The 16823-nt window shown below is 70.4% G+C and carries 12 protein-coding genes and 1 pseudogene; 6 read left to right on the forward strand and 7 right to left on the reverse strand.

The genetic code is table 11. The features are described from left to right. Window positions 1-139: 139 nt before the first annotated feature. The 4 genes from WS61_RS20835 (at window position 140) to WS61_RS20850 (ending at window position 5192) form a co-directional block, all read left to right on the forward strand. On the forward strand, window positions 140-1420 hold the full coding sequence (locus WS61_RS20835) for a cytochrome c (RefSeq protein ID WP_059503002.1): 1281 nt from the start codon (window positions 140-142) through the stop codon (window positions 1418-1420). Beyond that, a complete protein-coding gene (locus WS61_RS20840; protein WP_034209348.1) occupies window positions 1417-1917 on the forward strand; it encodes a (2Fe-2S)-binding protein in 501 nt (166 codons plus the stop codon). The genes WS61_RS20835 and WS61_RS20840 overlap by 4 nt, the downstream gene beginning before the upstream one ends. Further along, on the forward strand, window positions 1917-4178 hold the full coding sequence (locus tag WS61_RS20845) for a molybdopterin cofactor-binding domain-containing protein (protein ID WP_059503004.1): 2262 nt from the start codon (window positions 1917-1919) through the stop codon (window positions 4176-4178). The genes WS61_RS20840 and WS61_RS20845 overlap by 1 nt, the downstream gene beginning before the upstream one ends. Before the next feature lie 96 nt (window positions 4179-4274). After that, window positions 4275-5192 carry a LysR family transcriptional regulator gene (locus WS61_RS20850; protein WP_034209350.1) on the forward strand — a complete coding sequence of 306 codons (918 nt, stop codon included), beginning with the start codon at window positions 4275-4277 and terminating at the stop codon, window positions 5190-5192. Between the two features lie 202 nt (window positions 5193-5394). Here the strand turns inward: WS61_RS20850 and WS61_RS20855 are convergent, their stop codons facing one another. From WS61_RS20855 to WS61_RS20865, 3 genes are all read right to left on the reverse strand, one after another. Further along, on the reverse strand, window positions 5395-6069 hold the full coding sequence (locus tag WS61_RS20855; RefSeq protein WP_059503006.1) for a hypothetical protein: 675 nt from the start codon (window positions 6067-6069) through the stop codon (window positions 5395-5397). Between the two features lie 81 nt (window positions 6070-6150). Further along, the gene (locus WS61_RS20860) at window positions 6151-8049 is read right to left on the reverse strand and encodes an amidohydrolase (protein ID WP_059503054.1); all 1899 of its coding nucleotides are present in this window, start codon (window positions 8047-8049) and stop codon (window positions 6151-6153) included. A 144-nt stretch (window positions 8050-8193) separates the two neighbouring features. Beyond that, entirely contained in the window at window positions 8194-11088 is a 2895-nt protein-coding gene (locus WS61_RS20865) for a winged helix-turn-helix domain-containing protein (RefSeq protein WP_059503008.1), read from the reverse strand. 400 nt (window positions 11089-11488) lie between these two features. Here WS61_RS20865 and WS61_RS20870 point away from each other — a divergent pair, with 400 nt between their 5' ends. Then, window positions 11489-12409, forward strand: a complete 921-nt coding sequence (locus WS61_RS20870) for an AraC family transcriptional regulator (protein WP_059503010.1) — start codon at window positions 11489-11491, stop codon at window positions 12407-12409. Between the two features lie 27 nt (window positions 12410-12436). Here the strand turns inward: WS61_RS20870 and WS61_RS20875 are convergent, their stop codons facing one another. Further along, window positions 12437-13483, reverse strand: coding sequence for an MBL fold metallo-hydrolase (locus WS61_RS20875; protein ID WP_059503012.1), 1047 nt, complete (start codon window positions 13481-13483; stop codon window positions 12437-12439). Window positions 13484-13627: 144 nt separating this feature from the next. Here WS61_RS20875 and WS61_RS35965 point away from each other — a divergent pair. Further along, window positions 13628-13854, forward strand: a pseudogene (locus tag WS61_RS35965) (LysR family transcriptional regulator); the annotation flags it as partial. A 26-nt stretch (window positions 13855-13880) separates the two neighbouring features. Here the strand turns inward: WS61_RS35965 and WS61_RS20885 are convergent. The 3 genes from WS61_RS20885 to WS61_RS35720 form a co-directional block, all read right to left on the reverse strand. Beyond that, a complete protein-coding gene (locus WS61_RS20885; RefSeq protein ID WP_059503056.1) occupies window positions 13881-15341 on the reverse strand; it encodes an alginate export family protein in 1461 nt (486 codons plus the stop codon). 14 nt (window positions 15342-15355) lie between these two features. Next, window positions 15356-16309 (reverse strand): VOC family protein, encoded by a 954-nt coding sequence (locus tag WS61_RS20890; RefSeq protein WP_059503016.1) that lies wholly within the window; start codon window positions 16307-16309, stop codon window positions 15356-15358. Window positions 16310-16519: 210 nt separating this feature from the next. Beyond that, on the reverse strand, window positions 16520-16651 hold the full coding sequence (locus tag WS61_RS35720) for a hypothetical protein (RefSeq protein ID WP_257127311.1): 132 nt from the start codon (window positions 16649-16651) through the stop codon (window positions 16520-16522). Between the last annotated feature and the right edge of the window lie 172 nt (window positions 16652-16823).

Genomic DNA, 16823 nt, shown 5'->3' on the forward strand with positions numbered 1-16823 from the left:
ATATGATCCCCGTCGCCAATTACCGCCTCGCCGCAAGACGGTCGCGGCCGCATCGGACAGCCACGCACGGCCGACACGCATCGTCCGGTGTTGCCGCGCATCGCATCGCTTGCCGCGCACCGCGTCGCCTGGAGCGCGCATGAAGCACAAACGACTCTGGTTCGGCGCGGCCGGCATCGCGATCGTGGGCGTCGCGGTCGCAATCGGCATCATGGTGCGGCCGTCGATCGCGCCGATCGATCCGCCCGCCCCCGCTTCGTTCGATCCGCAACTGGTGCGCGCCGGCGCGCGCGTCGTCGCGCTCGGCGACTGCGTCGTGTGCCACACCGCGAAGGACGGCAAGCCGTTCGCGGGCGGGCTGCCGCTCGCGACGCCGTTCGGTACGATCTACGCGACCAACATCACGCCGGACGCCGAAACGGGGATCGGCCGCTGGTCGCGCGATGCATTCACGCGTGCACTGCGCACCGGCATCGGACGCAACGGCCAGCCGCTTTACCCGGCGTTTCCGTACATTCATTTCACGCGGATGTCGGACGACGACATCGCCGCCGCGTACGCGTACCTGATGACGCGTGAGCCGGTACACGCGACGGCGCCCGCCAACGACCTGATATTCCCGCTGAACTTCCGGCCGCTGGTCGCGTTCTGGAACGTGCTGTTCCTGCGCGAAGGCGCGTATCGACCGGACCCCGCGCAGTCCGCGCAATGGAACCGCGGCAGGATGCTCGTCGACGGGCTCGGCCACTGCGCGTCGTGCCATTCGCCGCTGAACGCGATCGGCGGCGAGCAACGCGGTCGCGCGTTCGACGGCGGCATCGTCGACGGCTGGGAAGCGCCGCCGCTCAATGCGCTCGGCCAAGCCGTGCGGCCGTGGACACAGGCGCAGCTCGTCGCGTACCTGCGCACCGGCCGTGCGAGCGAGCACGGCGCGGCGGCCGGGCCGATGCTGCCGGTCACGCGCGATCTCGCGACGGTGCCGGTGGAGGACGTCGAGGCGATCGCCGCGTACATCCTGTCGATCCAGAAACCGGCGGACGCGCGGGCGGCCGCGCATCCGGTCGAGCGCGCCGCGACGACGCCGGCCGCGCAGCGCGGCGCGACGCTGTTCCAGGCGTCGTGCGCGCAGTGCCACGGGCCGGCCGCGCCGATGCAGTCGATCGGCGAACGGCCAACGCTCGCGTTCAGCACGGCGGTCAACGCCGATACGCCGCGCAACGCGATCCAGATGATGTTCAACGGCATCGGCTGGCACGGCGAGGACACGCTGAACTACATGCCGTCGTTCATCGACCAGTACGACGACGCGCAGATCGCCGATCTCGCCGCATACGTGCGCGAGACCTATACCGATCGTCCCGCATGGTCGGGCGTCGACGCGCTGGCCGCGAAGCTCAGAAAAGAGGACACCGCACGATGATCACCCTCACCGTCAACGGCGTGCGGCACACGCTGGACATCGATCCGTCCACGCCGCTGCTGTACGCGCTGCGCAACGACCTGCACCTGCACGGCGCGAAGTTCGGCTGCGGCCTCGGACAATGCGGCGCCTGCACCGTGATCGTCGACGGCAAGCCGACCTTCTCGTGCCTGATGCCGGTGGCCGCGCTCGGCGCGCGCAGCGTGCGCACCATCGAGAGCCTCGGCACCGCCGAGCATCCCGGCCCGCTGCAACGCGCGTTCATCGAGCACCAGGCCGCGCAGTGCGGCTACTGCATCGCCGGAATGATCATGCGCGCGCAGGCGCTGCTCGAACGCAATCCGAAGCCGAGCGAGCAGGAACTGCGCACGCACATGGAACCGAACCTGTGCCGCTGCGGCACGCACATGCGGATTCTCGCGGCGGTGCGCTCGGTCGCGGGGCTGCCGGCTCCCGAGCCCGCCTCCGCTCCCGTCACGATCAGCAAGGGGCTGTGATGAATTCCCACGACGACATCGACGAAGGCCGCCGGCACTTCATCGTCTCCGGGGCGCTGTTCGTCGCGTTCAGTCTTGCGCCTGCCTCGCGCGCGGCTGCGCAACTGGTGATCGCCGACGAAGGCGCGGCCGTGCATGTGGCGAAAGCCACTCAGACGCTCGCCGGCAGCCTGAAGACCAATCCGCTGCTCGACGCGTGGATCAAGATCGCGCCGGACGGCAAGGTCACGGTGTTCACCGGCAAGGTCGAGCTCGGCACCGGCGTACGCACCGCGCTGCTGCAGGTGGCCGCCGAGGAACTCGACATGCAGCCGTCGCTGATCACGTTCCTGACCGCCGACACCGGCGCGTCGCCCGACGAAGGCCTGACCGCCGGCAGCCATACGATGGCGGACAGCGGCTCCGCGCTGCTGAACGCGGCCGCGCAGGTGCGCGCGCTGCTGGTGGAGGGCGCGGCGAAACGCTTCGGCGTCGATCCGCGCACGCTGACGACCGCCGACGCGGTGATCAAGGCGCCGGACGGCCGCACGATGACCTACGGCGACGCGATTCGCACCGTCGACCTGCACCGCAATGCTGCGCCCACGTCGCCGCTGAAGAACCCGGCGACGTTCGCCGTGATCGGCACGTCGCTGCCGCGCGTCGACATCCCGAACAAGGTCACGGGCGGCGTCAGCTATGTGCAGGACATGCAGTTGCCCGGCATGCTGCACGCGCGCGTCGTGATGCCGCCGGTATACGACGCGAAGCTGCTGTCGTTCGACGAAGCCGCGATCCTGAAGCTGCCGGGCGTCGTGCGGATCGTGCGCAACGGCAGCATGCTCGCGGTGGTCGCGCAAGGCGAATGGCAAGCGGTGGTCGCGCAACGCGCGCTCGCCGCCGGCTGCCGCTGGTCACCCGGCCGCGCGCTGCCCGAGCGCGGCACCGTGCACGCGGATCTGAAGCGGATCGCGACGCAGCGCATCGAGATCGCGAACACGCACGCGGCCACCGCGCCGGCCGTGAAGACGCTGAACGCGACGTTCCTGAAGAACTACCTGCTGCACGGGTCGATCGGGCCGTCGTGTTCGGTCGCGCATCTCGAGAACGGGACGATGACGGTCTGGACCCACTCGCAGGGCGTCTACCCGCTGCGCGACGCGCTCGCGGAGATGCTGTCGATGCCGAAGACGAGCATCCGCTGCATTCACACCGAAGGGTCGGGCTGTTACGGACACAACGGGGCGGACGACGCGGCCGCGCATGCCGCGCTGATCGCCGCCGCGATGCCCGGCAAGCCGATCCGCGTGCAATGGATGCGCGAACAGGAACACACGTGGGATCACTTCACGCCGGCGATGGTGACCGAGGTCAGCGCATCGCTCGACGCGAGCGGCCGCATCGTCGACTGGAACTACGCGTTGTGGAGCAGTTCGCACAACGAGCGGATCGTCAACGCCGGCCGGCTGCTGCCCGCGCGCATGCTGGAGCCGCCGTTCGTGCCCGCGCCGTCCACGCCGATGCTGCAGCCCGAGGGCGGCGCCGACCGCAACGCGATTCCGCTGTATGCGCTGCCGAACCAGCACATCGTCAACCACTTCTCGCCGACGATGCCGCTGCAGACGTCCGCGATGCGCTCGCTCGGCGCGCACACGAACATCTGGGCGATCGAAAGCTTCATGGACGAACTCGCGCGCGCGGCCGGCGTCGATCCGGTCGAATTCCGGCTGCGTCACATGGAAGACCATCGCGCGAGCCAGGTGATCCGGCTCGCCGCGAAGCACTTCGGCTGGCCGAGGCCGCCGCGCGCGCGCAACCGCGGCGTCGGCTTCGCGTTCGGCAAGTACAAGAACCTGATGGCCTACGTCGCGATCGCGGTCGAGGTGTCGGTCGTGCCGGAAACCGGCCAGGTGACGCTCGAACACGCGGAAGCCGCCGTCGACGCGGGCCAGATCGTGTCGCCGGACGGGATCCGCAACCAGATCGAGGGCGGCATCGTGCAGGCCGCGAGCTGGACGCTGTACGAGGCACTGCAGTACGACACCGAGCGGATCCGCAGCTTCGACTGGAGCAGCTACCCGATCCTGCGCTTCTCGGCCGTGCCGCGGAACGTGACGGTCCATCTGATCAATCGCCCCGGCGCGCCGTTTCTCGGGGCGGCCGAGGCGTCGATGGGGCCGACCGCCGGCGCGCTCGCCAACGCGATCTTCGACGCGACCGGCCAGCGCATGCGCGAAATGCCGTTCGCCGGCGACGCGCTGAGAAAGCGCATCGACGCATAGCGATTCGGCCGCACCCGCTACGCGATCCCGATACCCGACCGGACGGCGCCGGCACGCACCGGCGCCGCATGCCGACAGGCTGGAGAACTTCCGACGATGGATACCTTGCTTTCGATGCGCGTGTTCACGCGCATCGTCGAAACCGGCAGCTTCACGCGCGCGTCCGACACGACCGGCCTCACCACGCCGCGCGTATCCGCGCTGCTGAGCGCACTCGAGCAGCATCTCGGCTGCCGGCTGCTGAACCGCACCACGCGCCGCATCTCGCTGACCGAGGACGGTCAGGCTTATTACGAACGCTCCGTCGCGGTGCTGCGCGAGATCGACGACATGGAGGCATCGGTTTCGCAGGCGCGCAACGTGCCGCGCGGCCGGCTGAAGGTGAACCTGCCGCCCGCGATGGCCAAGCAGGTCGTGGTGCCCGCGCTGCCGGCGTTTCTCGACGCCCATCCGGGCATCATGATCGAACTCGGCGTGACCGACCGGCAGATCGACCTCGTCGGCGAAGGGGTCGACTGCGTGGTGCGCATCGGCGCGCTCGACGATTCGGGGATGATCGCGCGGCGCATCGGCAGCCTGACCACCTGCACCTGCGGATCGCCCGCGTATTTCGCGCGATGCGGCGAGCCCGAGACCGTCGACGATCTCGCGCAGCACGTGGCGGTCAGCCACATCTCGGCCGACACCGGGCGGCCGCGCGTGTGGGATTACGTCGTCGACGGCGAGCCGCGCATCGTGCAGATGTGCGGCACGGTGGCCGTGAACGACGCGGACAACTACATCGAGTGCGGCGTCGCCGGCATCGGCCTGATCAAGACATCGCTGTACCTCGTCGAGCCTTACCTGAAGTCGGGCCGGCTGCGCGAGGTCCTGACCGATTTCAACGCGCCGCCCAAGCCGATCTCGGTGCTGTATCCGCCCAATCGCCACATCCCGGTCAAGCTGAAGGTGTTCGTCGACTGGCTCGCGGGCCTGTTCGAGCAGATTCCGACGCTGCAGGGCAAACGCGGCTGAACCCGCACGGCGCGGCACCTTTGCGTGCCGCGCAACGCTCGATTGCGCGGCGTCTCGCTTCCGGCTTTATCGATCGGCGCGAGGTCCATGCGCTACGCGCGCATATATCGCGAACCCGGATCTCGTCGAGCGCATCTCGTCCGCGCGCGGTGGCGCGATGCAATCGGTCGCACGCCGGCCGCCGCACGCCGGACCGGCGCCGTCACGTGTCGCTCCACCGCGCGCCCAGCACGCGCCCGCAGAAATTCGGCCGATGAAAATCCGGATCCGCGCGTTCGAGCACGTCCGCGCTCCACGTGCCGAACGTCGACTGCGGCCGATGCTCGACGCCGCGCGCGACCATGTCGAGGAACGCTTCGCGAAAGCCGCTGCCGCGCGGGTAAGTCGCGAGCAGCGCCGTGCGCTCGTCCGGCGTATAGGCGTCGAAGTCGGTCGCCATCAGGTCCGTCGACACCGCGCACGCCAACGCACGCGCGAGCGGCGACGCGCGGACGGCCACGCCCGGCGTCGTATGCAGCGCGATCGCTTGCCACACGTCGTCGCGCATGCGCCGCGACCGGCGATGCCGCAGCAGCAGCGCGTGCGCGGCGTCCGCGCCGTCGAGCTCGTAGCGTCCGGTCGAACGGCAATACGCGGGGCTCAGCCCCATGTTCGCGTACATCGCGGCGACGTACAGTGCGTCGGCGTCGCACGCGTCGCCGGCGCGCCGCGCGGCGAGCGACGCGAACACGAACACGCGCGCCGCGTGATCGACGAGCGCGGCGGGCAACGACGCGCGGGCCGCGTCGGCTGCCTCGACCGTAACGGGCGTGCGCGGAATGCGAACGCCGGCCACTTCGTCGCCGGTGGCCGATGCGCGCGGGTGCGCAGCATTCATCCTGTCTCCTTCATGCCCCGTGCCCGGGGCGGAAAATCGTTCAATGCACGGCGGCGTGCGGCGCGCACCGGCACGCGCCGCTCAAAACGCGACGCAGCAGCGGCCGAAGGCTTCGCAGCGTTCGGCCGCCGCACTTGCCGTCGGATAGCGCGGCCGAGCGAAGCGGCGTCCGTGACCGTGCGCCCGGCACGCGTCGATGCCGGCAGCCGCGCACGCGTCGCCCGCCGCCGATGCGTGCGGCGCGTCGCGCCCTCCGGCACCCGCCGCATCGGCGACGCCGCCTGCGGCGACCGGCGACCATGCGGGGCTGACGGGCGGCGGCGGCGGCGCGAGCGGCGAAAATTCCTGCTCCGCATGCACGACCTTGCCGTCGACGACCGTCAGCACCGACGACAACGCCGGGATACGCCGCGCGTCGACCGTGAAGTAGTCGTCGCTCAGCACCGCGAAGTCGGCGTACCGGCCGGGCACCAGCGCGCCCTTGCGATGCTCGTCCGCGGAGAACCACGCGCTGCCGACCGTGTAGCGGCGCAGCGCCTCCATCCGGCCAAGCCGGTTGCGCGCCGGATACAGCGCGGTGCCGCCGACGGAGCGCCCCGACACCATCCAGTACAGCGCGACGAACGGGTTGTAGCTCGCCGCGACCGTCGCACCCGAGCCGGCGCCGACCGGTAGCCCGGCCGCGAGCATCGCGCGGATCGGCGGCGCGCGCGTGGCCGCCGCCGCACCGTGGCGCGCGATGAACGCTTCGCCCAGGAACGCCATGCGCGGCTGCACGGTGATGCCGCCGCCGAGCGCCGCGACCCGCGCGATATTGGCATCCGAAATCGTCTCGCAGCGATCGAAGCACCAGCGCAGCCCGTCGAACGGCGTGTCGCGATCCACCGCTTCGAACACGTCGAGGAAGCGGCCGATCGATTCGTCGTAGGTCGCATGCAGCCGGAACGGCCAGCGGTGGTGCACGAGCAGCCGGACGATGGCCGCCAGTTCCATCTCGATCGACGCGGGCAGGTCGACGCGCGGCTCGAGAAAATTCCCGAGATCGACCGCCGAGAACAGCAGCCGCTCACCCGCGCCGTTCGCGCGCAGAAACGCGTCGCCGTCGCCGGGCGCCGTCAGCGCGATCCATTTCGCGAAGTCGTCGAGTTCCCGGCCGGCATGCCGCGCGCCCAACGCATAGGCGATGCGCGTCGTCAATTCGCCGCGCCGCGCGAGGGTCGCGACCGCCGCATAGTCGTCCGGGTACGCGAGGCCGTCGCCGCCGGCGTCGATCGCGCTCGTCACGCCGACGCGGTTCAGCGCGCGCATGAACTGCCGCGTCGAGTTGACCCGGTCGTCCGCATCGAGCATGGGTGCGCGGGCGAGCGCCTCGAACAGCACCGCCGGGTCCGCATGCGCGAGCAGCAGCCCGGTCGGCCGCCCGTGACGGTCGCGCCGCAGTTCGCCGCCCGGCGGATCGGGCGTGTCGCGTCCGTAGCCGAGCGCACGCAGCGCGGCCGCATTCAGCCACGCGCAGTCGCCCAGGTGCTGGATGAATACCGGCGTGTCGGGCGCGATCGCGTTGAGCTCGGCCGCGGTCGGTCCGCGCTTCTCCGCGAACTGCAGCGCGGTCCAGCCGCCCGCCACGCGCGCCCATTGCGGCGCGGGCGTGCGTCGTACCTGCCGGCTCAGCAGGTCGAGCGCGTCGGCAAGCGACGACACGCCGTCCCAGCGCACCTCGAGGTTGAAGTTCATGCCGCCGCGGATCGCCTGCAGGTGCGCGTCGATCAGGCCCGGAATCACGGTACGGCCGTGCAGATCGATCCGGGTCGTGCCGTCGTGAGCATGGCGCAGCACGTCGCGATCGTCGCCGGTCGCGACGATGGCCCCGTCCTTCACGGCGAGCGCGCGGACGAACGAGCGCTGTTCGTCCTGGGTCGCGATCTTGCCGTTGAAGACGACGAGGTCCGCCGAACGCGCGGGTTCCGTCGCTCTAAGCACCGTCGGGCCTCCCGTGCGCGCCGGCACGCGACGCCGCACGATACGCGCGGCTTCCCGCCACGCACCGGCAAGCCCCCGCAGCGCACGCGTCGGCACGCATGCTGCGATTGCGCGGCCGCACTGCCGTACCGGATTCGCGCATCGTCATGCCGCCTGCTGGGCCGCGTCGGCGGCATCGCGCCGCGCGCGGGTCAGGCATGGCGCGGGCGGCGCATCCTGACGGACGAAGTTCTGCACGCGCAGCAAGCGACGCACGTCGTGTGCGCGCGAATGCGGATCGAAGTGCCGCGCGACCCCGGCGACCAGCGCCGACGCTTGCGCGGTATGCCCGCGCTCGATCAGGTGATCGGCGAGATCGAGCGAGCCGCGCAGCGCCCACATCGCGGCGCCCTGCGCGTTCGCGGTCTGGATCGCCATCTGCAGATGACGATGCCCGTCGGCCTCGTACGCCACCGCGAGATTCGCGCCGACGGTACGCGCCTGCTCGAGCATCGCGACGCCTCGCACGCGCAGCAGCTCGGGGACGAACAGGTGCTCGCCGTGCGCGCGGCAGCGCGCGAGCGTCGCATCGAGCCGGATGCGCGCCTCGTCTGCGCGGCCGGTCCGCACGAGGCCCTCCGCATACGCGACGGTCAATGGCGCGAGCACGCGCCGGAATCCGCTCGCCTCGATGCGCCGCAGCGCGGGTTCGAGCCGGGCGAGGCCGGCGCCGGGATGGCCGGCCTGGATGTCGAACTGGCCGGTCAGGCATTCCGCGTGACTGCGCCAGATGTCGAAACCGTGCGCGTCGGCGGTCGCGCGCAGCGTCGCGAGATAGTCGGAGGTGATGTCGTGATCGCCGTAGCGCAGCGCGATCGGCACGGCGGCCGCACCGAGCACGATACACAGCGCGAGCGGCGACGGGCCGCGGCGCCCATGCTCGACCGCTTGTGCGGCGACGCGCATCGCGTGCTCGGGCTCGCCTTGCATCCACAGAAGACGGATCAACATCGTGCGGCCCAGCGTCGCCATGTCGACGCCCAGCGCGGCCTGCGCGCACGGCGATTCGCCTGCGTCGGCGAGCTCGGCCGTCGCCGCTTCCAGCCGCTCGCGCGCCTGCGCATGCTCGCCGAAGTAATGCAGCGACGTCGCGACCATCGCGTTCGCCAGCAACCGCTGCGACCGGTCGCCGCGCCGCTCGGCCGCCCGCTCGAAGCGCGTCGCATAGCGCAGTGATTCGTGAATGTCCGACAGCGTCAGCATCGTGTTCCACAGCCCGACCAGCGCGCGTGCGTCGAACGCATCGTCGCCGATGTGCGCGGCGAGACCGAGCGTGCGATCCCACATCGCGGCGGCGGCCGGTGCGTCGCCGTCGGTATGCAGCAGCGCCGACGCGCAGGCCGCCCGCAGCCGCATCTCGCGCGCGGCGTCGACGGGGCCCGCGGCGCGCGTGTCGAGTTCGTCGAGCACCTGGCGTGCGCGCGCCGTGCACGCGCGCATCCGCGCCGGCTCCAGCAGCGCGCGCGCCAGCCGGTCGGGCTCGGGCACGCCCGCGGCCTCGGCGGCGTCCGCCGGTTCGTCCGCGGCCGACGCGGGCGCATCGGCAGGCGGCACGTCGGCGGGCGCCACGAGCCGCACGGGCGCGCGCTCGCGCTCATACTCCGCGTGGCGCGCGACGATGCGCTCGAACTCGCCTTCGTCGTGCAGTTTTTCCAGCGCGTACGCACGCGTCGATTCGGTCAGCCGGTAGCGCGCAGATGCGCCATGGAACTCGACCGTCACCAGCGATTTCGCCACCAGCTCGCCGAGCACCGCGATCATGTCCGCGGCCGACGTGCCGGGCTCGGCGGCGACCGCGTACGCGGCATCGAACGAAAACGGCCCGATGAAGCACCCCATCCGGCGAAACAGCGCGCGCGCGGCCCGATCGAGCAGCACGTAGCTCCAGTCGAACGTCGCGCGCAGCGTCTGATGACGCGGCAGCGCCGAGCGCAGCCCGCCCGTCAGCAGGTTCAGCCGGTCGTCGAGACGCGACGCGACGACCGCGAGCCCGAGCGTCGCCACGCGCGCCGCGGCCAGTTCGATGGCAAGCGGCAGCCCGTCGAGGCGCCGGCAGATGTCGCCGATCAGCCGCATGCCGGCTTCGTCGACCGTGCAATCCGGCGCGGCCGCGCGCACGCGCTCCAGGAACAGCTCGACGGCCGAACAGCGGACGATTTCGTCGGCGGACGCGTCGCCGTCGGGCACCGCGAGCGGGCTCATGCGCAGCACCGCTTCGGCCGAGATGTGCAGCGGCTCGCGGCTCGTCACGAGCACGCGCAGCGAGCCGGCGCTCGACGTCAGCGTTTCGACGAGGCTCGCCACCAGATCGACGATGTGCTCCGCGTTGTCGAGCACGAGCAGGCAGCGCGACGTCGCGAACGCGTCGGCGATGCGGTCGATGGCGGGCACGCCCGGCGTATCGAGGCCGAGCTCGGCGGCGAGTGCGATCAGCATGTCGTCGCGCGTCGACGCGCGCGCCAGCTCCACGAACAGCACGCGCTCGCGCGAGCGGCTGCGCACGCGGTGCGCGACGCGCACGGCAAGACTCGTCTTGCCGATCCCGCCCGCGCCGACGAGCGTGACGACCGGCGTGCATTCGAGCATGTCGACGATCTGCGCGAGTTCGGCGTCGCGCCCGACGAGCGGCGCGATCGGCGACGACACGGCGGCATCGGGCGGGACGGCGACGGCCGGCGCTTCGGCGGCCGACACGGGGTCCGGGCCGGGCGACGCGCTCGCCACCAGCAGGTAGCCGCGCCCAGGCACCGTCTTGATCAGATCGCGGCTCGCGCCGAGCGCCTTGCGCAGCGTCGCCACATGCACCTGGAGCCGGTTTTCCTCGACGATCAGGCCCGGCCAGACCGCGTCCATGATGTCGTCCTTCGACACGACCGAACCGCTCGCGCGGTGCAGGACTTCGAGAATGTCGAGCGCGCGCCCGCCGATGCGCAGCGACGCGCCGTGACGGCGAATGTCGCGTTGCTCGAAATCCACCGACAAAGTTCCGATCTGAATCATGGCCGCCTCCGGTCCCTCGGGATGACCGCCGGATGAACGCGGCAGTTCACCTGGCGGGAAGTCCGCGTCCGGCGCACCCTTGCGCCGGACGGAAAATGTCGAATTCCGGACCGAGTGTAGACGGGTGGCCGCTGAAAATCTTGAAAGAAAATGCGCTCTGCCCGCGGCTGTCGGTCGGGCGCGATCGGCACGATCGCTTGCGTGTAAAAGTGGGGCGCTATACTCTGCCGGGCCGCCCGCGCAGGCGTCGAGCCGGGCTGCGCACGCACCGCGCACACGCGTTGAAAGCAATTTGTAACGATTGCCAGCGGACGTTTATGCAAATTCATTTTGAACGTTCGCGTGCGCATCTAAACTGGACTCGTCATTTCACGCTCCGAGTCCCTCGCTGGGGAATTCCATGTCAGACTCCGTCATCGCCGCGCCGGTGGCATCGTCTCCGCGGCGGCCGAAAGATACGCTCGGCTGCGTGTCGAGCCTGCTGGCAAAGGATGTCGAAACGACGTCCGGCGGCCTGAAGCTCCACCGCAAATGCATGCGCGAAGCGCACGTCGAGCGCATCGAGATGCCGCCGTGCGACCGAGGCTTCCTGGTGGGCGTGTCGCTGGGCGGCGGCCACCGCCGCACGCTCTATGGGCGCACCGGCGCGAGCGAACGCCGGTTCCAGCATCACTCGATCTACATTCGCGATTTTTCCCGTCATTTCCACGCGGACCTGTACGGCAACTTCGACTTCGTGCTGGTCGAGCTGCCGCATGCGTATCTCGAACGCGTCGGCCCCGAGCACGGCGGCCAGCCGATCGGCGGCCTCGCGTGCCGCCCCGACGTACGCGACCCGGTACTCGGCCATCTCGCGCACGCGGTGGCGGACAGCCTCGACGCACCCGGCCCGCTGAACGCGCTGTTCATCGAGCAGGTCGGGCTCGCGATGGGCACGCATCTCGTGCGGCGCTACGGCAACGCGCGCACGCGCGAGCTCGAGCGCAAGGGCGTGCTGTCTCCCGCGAAGGTGGCGCGCGCCCAGGAGCTGTTGATGGAAAAGGCGGACCTCGGCGTGTCGATCGAGGAAGTGGCGAACGAATGCGACCTGTCGCGCGGCTATTTCATCCGCGCGTTCTCGCGCACCACGGGCCGCACGCCGCACCAGTGGCTGCTGGAGCAACGCGTGACGCGCGCCCGCGAGCTGATCGAGACGTCCGACATGACGCTGGCCGACATCGCGGTCGCGTGCGGCTTCGCCGATCAGAGCCATCTGAACCGCGTATTCGCGCGGATCGTCGGCCATCCGCCCGGCGCGTGGCGGCGCGCCCGATCGCGCTGACCGGCGGCATGGACGCACGTCGGGCCGTTACCGCACCGGCGTCGCGTCGTAGTTGACCGGCACCCAGTCGTATTGCGCGCCGTCCCGGCGCAAGTGCCCGAGCCCGGGAAACGCGATATGCGCGGCACCGACGAGATAGCGTCGATCGGCGACGCGCTTCAGCGTGGCCCGCCGCGTGCGGCGGGCGGCGCCGGCATCGCTGTCGTACTGCACCGTCGCGTCGACGTCGCGCAACTGGATCGCCGCGACGTGCACGATGTCGCCCCACGCGAGCATGCCCGCGTGGCCGCTCTCGATCAAATAAGCCGTATGGCCCGGCGTATGGCCCGGCATCGGCACCGCGCGAATGCCGGGCGCGAGCGTCGCTTCGCCGCGAAACGTCCTGAAGCGGCCGGCCGCGACGTAAGGCGCGACCGCCGCGGCGGCCGCATCGAAGAACGACGCGAGGAACGCCGGCGCCTGCGCCTTGTTGGCGGGGTCAAGCCAATACGCGGCCTCGACGGCGTTCACCCGCACGACGGCATTCGGAAACGTCATCGCGCCGTTCGACACAATGCCGCCGACATGGTCCTTGTGCAGATGTGTGAGCAGCACTTCGTCGATCTGTTCGGGCGCATAGCCGGCCGCGCGCAGATCGTCGAGCAGCTTGCCGCAGCAGTCGCCGTACAGCGTGCCGGCGCCCGCATCGACGAGGATCCGCTTCGATCCTGTATCGACCAGGAACGCGTTGATCGAGCCCTGCACGGGCGGCTTCAGGAAGGCGCGGTCGAGGTCGCGCCGGATCTCGTCCTTCGAGACGTCGCGAAACACCGTGTCGATCGGAAACGGATGGGTGCCGTCGGACAGCGCGATCACCGTGAAGTCGCCGATCTTCTGCCGATAGAAGCCGGGAGGCTGCCGGCCGGCGGCGGGGGCCGGCGCCGTGGATTGCGCTTCGGGTTGCGCGTTGGCGTGGGCTTCGGGCTGCACGCCGGCCTGCGCAAGCACCGCGGGCATCGACAGGCCCGCGCACCCGGCCACGATCAGCAAACGGGCCGCATGCGCAACGCACGCGTGCCGGAACAGGGTCTTCATGCGATCTCCGTGACGAACCGTGCGCGCGCCCGGCCATGAACGGAACGACCCGCACGACACGCGATGCCGCGCAGCTTATCGGGCGCCGCGGCGAAAATCCTGAGCGGCGCCTGAATCGTCCTGAAGACACGGCGCGCGAGCGCGGCCGCGCTCGACGGCGCCGGCATCGCGCTGCCGCCCGACTGGCTGGTCGGTACGGATGTCGAAGCAGGCCGCCCGCAGCGGCTGTTCGAACGGTACGACGTGACGCCGCGCTCGGCACGCGCGGCGATCACCGCGCTGTACCTGCCGAACCGGCGCGGCTCGAAGCGCGTGACCGCGTTGTGACCGCGCTCATCGATTTCGTCGCATCGCTTGCCCGCGCGCGGCCCCGACACGCGCCGCGCGGCGTGACGCGTCACCAGCCGAACTTCGCTTCCATCCCGAGATAGTCGGCGTTGCGCGCGCCGAGCGTGCGAATCGACGAGCCGAGCTGGAAGTGCACGGCCTCGAGCGCGAGCGCGACGTTCGCGTTCACGAGCCAGTCGACGCGCGCCTGCGCGTACATCCCGGTCCACGCGCCGCCCTTGCCGGCCGTGCCCGGCACCGCCGACATCCCCTGCCCGTAGATCGCGTCGGCGGTCGTCTGCCGCCACTGGAAGCCGACCGCGGTGAGCACCGTCACCGAGCTGGCCGGCTTGAACGTCAGCGACGGCTTCACGTGGATCAGGTTGCTGTATCCGGTGTAGCCGGCGAGCGTGAAGTAATAGCCGTTCGGAAACAGCGGGTTGAACGTGCCGACCCGCCGGTCGCCCGGATGCGCGTCGCCCGATGCGCCGTCGACCTGGATGCCGATGCGTGGTGTGCCGGCCGTCTTCGCGAACGTGTAGCCGCCCAGCGCGCCGAACGCCCATGCGCCGACCGTGTCCTGCCCGACGTGGCCGGTCTGCAGCATCGCCTCGACGTCCCAGTCGACCCCATCGGTCTTGCCTGCGTAGCGCATGTCGAACACGTCGCGCCGCTCGGTGCCGGATGCATCCGGATAGCGCGCGTTGTCGCGCGTATAGCGCGACCAGTACGCGGACAGATCGCCGGGCCCGGTTCCGTTGCGCTCGACGCGCACGCCGTCGAATCGCAGGTGCCGGTTCGACACGTCGTCGAACACGGCCGCATTGCGATACTGCACCGGGCGCGTCACATAGCCGATCAAGCGCCATTTGCCGATTTCGTAATCGGTCCACAGTCCATCGTATGCCTGCCGCACGTTCGGGCCGTCGCGCACCGACACGAAACGCTGCAAGTCGAACGCCATCTCCTGCCGGCCGATCCGCGTCTTGAACGTGCCGGGCCCCAGTTGGTCGACGTACGCGACGAATGCCTGCTCGAGGTCGAGCTGATCCTTGTCGACCGGACCGACCGTGTCCTTGCCGAACGGCCGCGCATCGACGAACTGCACGAATGCCTGCAGATGCCCGCGATAGCGCAGGTCCGCGTGTACGTTCGCGCGCTGGATCACGTAGTTGTCGTCGTGCGCGGCGCCGAGGCCGAACAGCGGTGCATTGTTCAGCTCGAAGCGCTCGCGCAGGTTCACGCCGAGCGACAGGTAGGTCGACGGGTCGTCGCCGAGCCGTATGTATTTCAGCGCGTCGAACGGCTTGCGCGGCACGCACGGATTCGCGAGCGCCGACCAGTCCTCCTGCCAGCGGTTGAACGACACCGTCGGACGTTTCGCGGTGCACGACGCCGCGGCAGCGGCCGGCGACGCGGCCGCGCCGGCCGCCGCTACATCGGCATCGGCGCCGACGGCCGCCCCCGCGTGCAACGCGGCGCCGCCCGCCAGCACGACGCACGGCAACGCGCCGCGCAACGATCGCTTCATCGGCCGGCGCACCGTCATTTCGACCGCGCGTGGATTTCGGCGACGTAGCCGCCCGGGAACTGCACGAGCGCCGCGTCGCGACCGTCCGACTTGAACGGCGGCACGAGCACCGTCACGCCCGCGGCTTCGGCCTGCTTCAGCGTCGCGGCGAGATCGGCGACTTCATAGCCCGTCATTTCGCGCCCGAACGGGTACGGCAGGTGGCCGTCGGTCGCGAGCACGGTCATCTTGCCGAAGCCCGATTCGATGCGAATGCGGCGGTAGGTATCGTTCGGCCGGCCGATCTCGATGCCCGGCGCATGGCGCACGTCGGACACGATCTTGCCATGCGAGAACGCGGCGAAGTTGCGTGCGAGCTTGCTCGCGCTTTCCGGCGATACGTACACGCGGTTCTCCGGCACCGTCTGCAGCGGGTCGTAGTTCGGCGCCTGCGTGTGCCAGTACAGCTGCATGTTCACGCCGCCCGGCCAGCGGACGATCGCATCGCGACCGATCGGATCCGGGAACGTCGTCACGACGATGTCCGCACCATGCGCGCGCGCCGATTTCACCGCGACGTCCATGTCGGTGACGAGATAGCCGGTGCGTTCCTCGCAGAACGGATACGGGATCGGCGTCTTGAAACCGAATACCGAGATCGTGCCGACCGGCGTCAGCACGAGCTGCGACATCGTCTGGCTCGGCGTCGGCGTGACCTGGAACACGCCCTGCTTCGACTTCTTGCCGCCGAAGGTCGCGACGAAGCTGTCGGTGAAGCGGTCGAAGTCTTCGGGTGCGACGCACACGTGCGTCGTGTCGTACTGCGGGCCGACCGCAATCGCGGGGAAGCGCGCCGCGGCGGCCGGCGACGCGATGTCGTCGAGGTGGGTTTCGTCGGCGAGCGCCGGCACGCCGGCCAGCAGCGCGGCGAGCACGGCCGACGACGCGGCGGTCATGCGCAGCAGGTTGCGCAGATTCAGTGAACTCATCGATTTTCTCCTTGATGGTGACGCGCGCGGCCCGGCGCCGCGCGCGGATTCGGATTCAGCGGGATGCAGGCTGCTCGTCCGGGCGGCCCGGACGACAGGCGGGAAACACGCGCATCGCGCGCGGCAGCGTGCGACGCAAGCGGACGCGCGCGGCTTGCCGCGCGGCGGCAGACGGAGCAGACGCATCGCTTCCACACGGTCGTCGCGACATCACCGCATGGCGGGACCGCTGCGAGCGGGGTCTCGTCCATCGTCGAGCACGGTGACGAGGACGAGCCCGCCGATCGGTCCCGGATCGTCGAAAAATGCGTCAAGGGCCATGAAGCGCGCGATGCGTGTCATGTTCCAGAACTCGGCGGCCCGCCGGCAGCGCCCACGGCGGCGACACCCGCGTGCGGACCCATGCCGCGGAGTCGCACGTGGTATGCATCGCCATCTCAGACCGCCCAGCACGAACAGCCGAACGCGCCCCAGAAGCCCTTCGCGTCCGACGTCGGCAACGCACTTGCCCATG

It is taken from the genome of Burkholderia sp. ABCPW 11, from assembly GCF_001523445.1.
GTDB lineage: Bacteria > Pseudomonadota > Gammaproteobacteria > Burkholderiales > Burkholderiaceae > Burkholderia.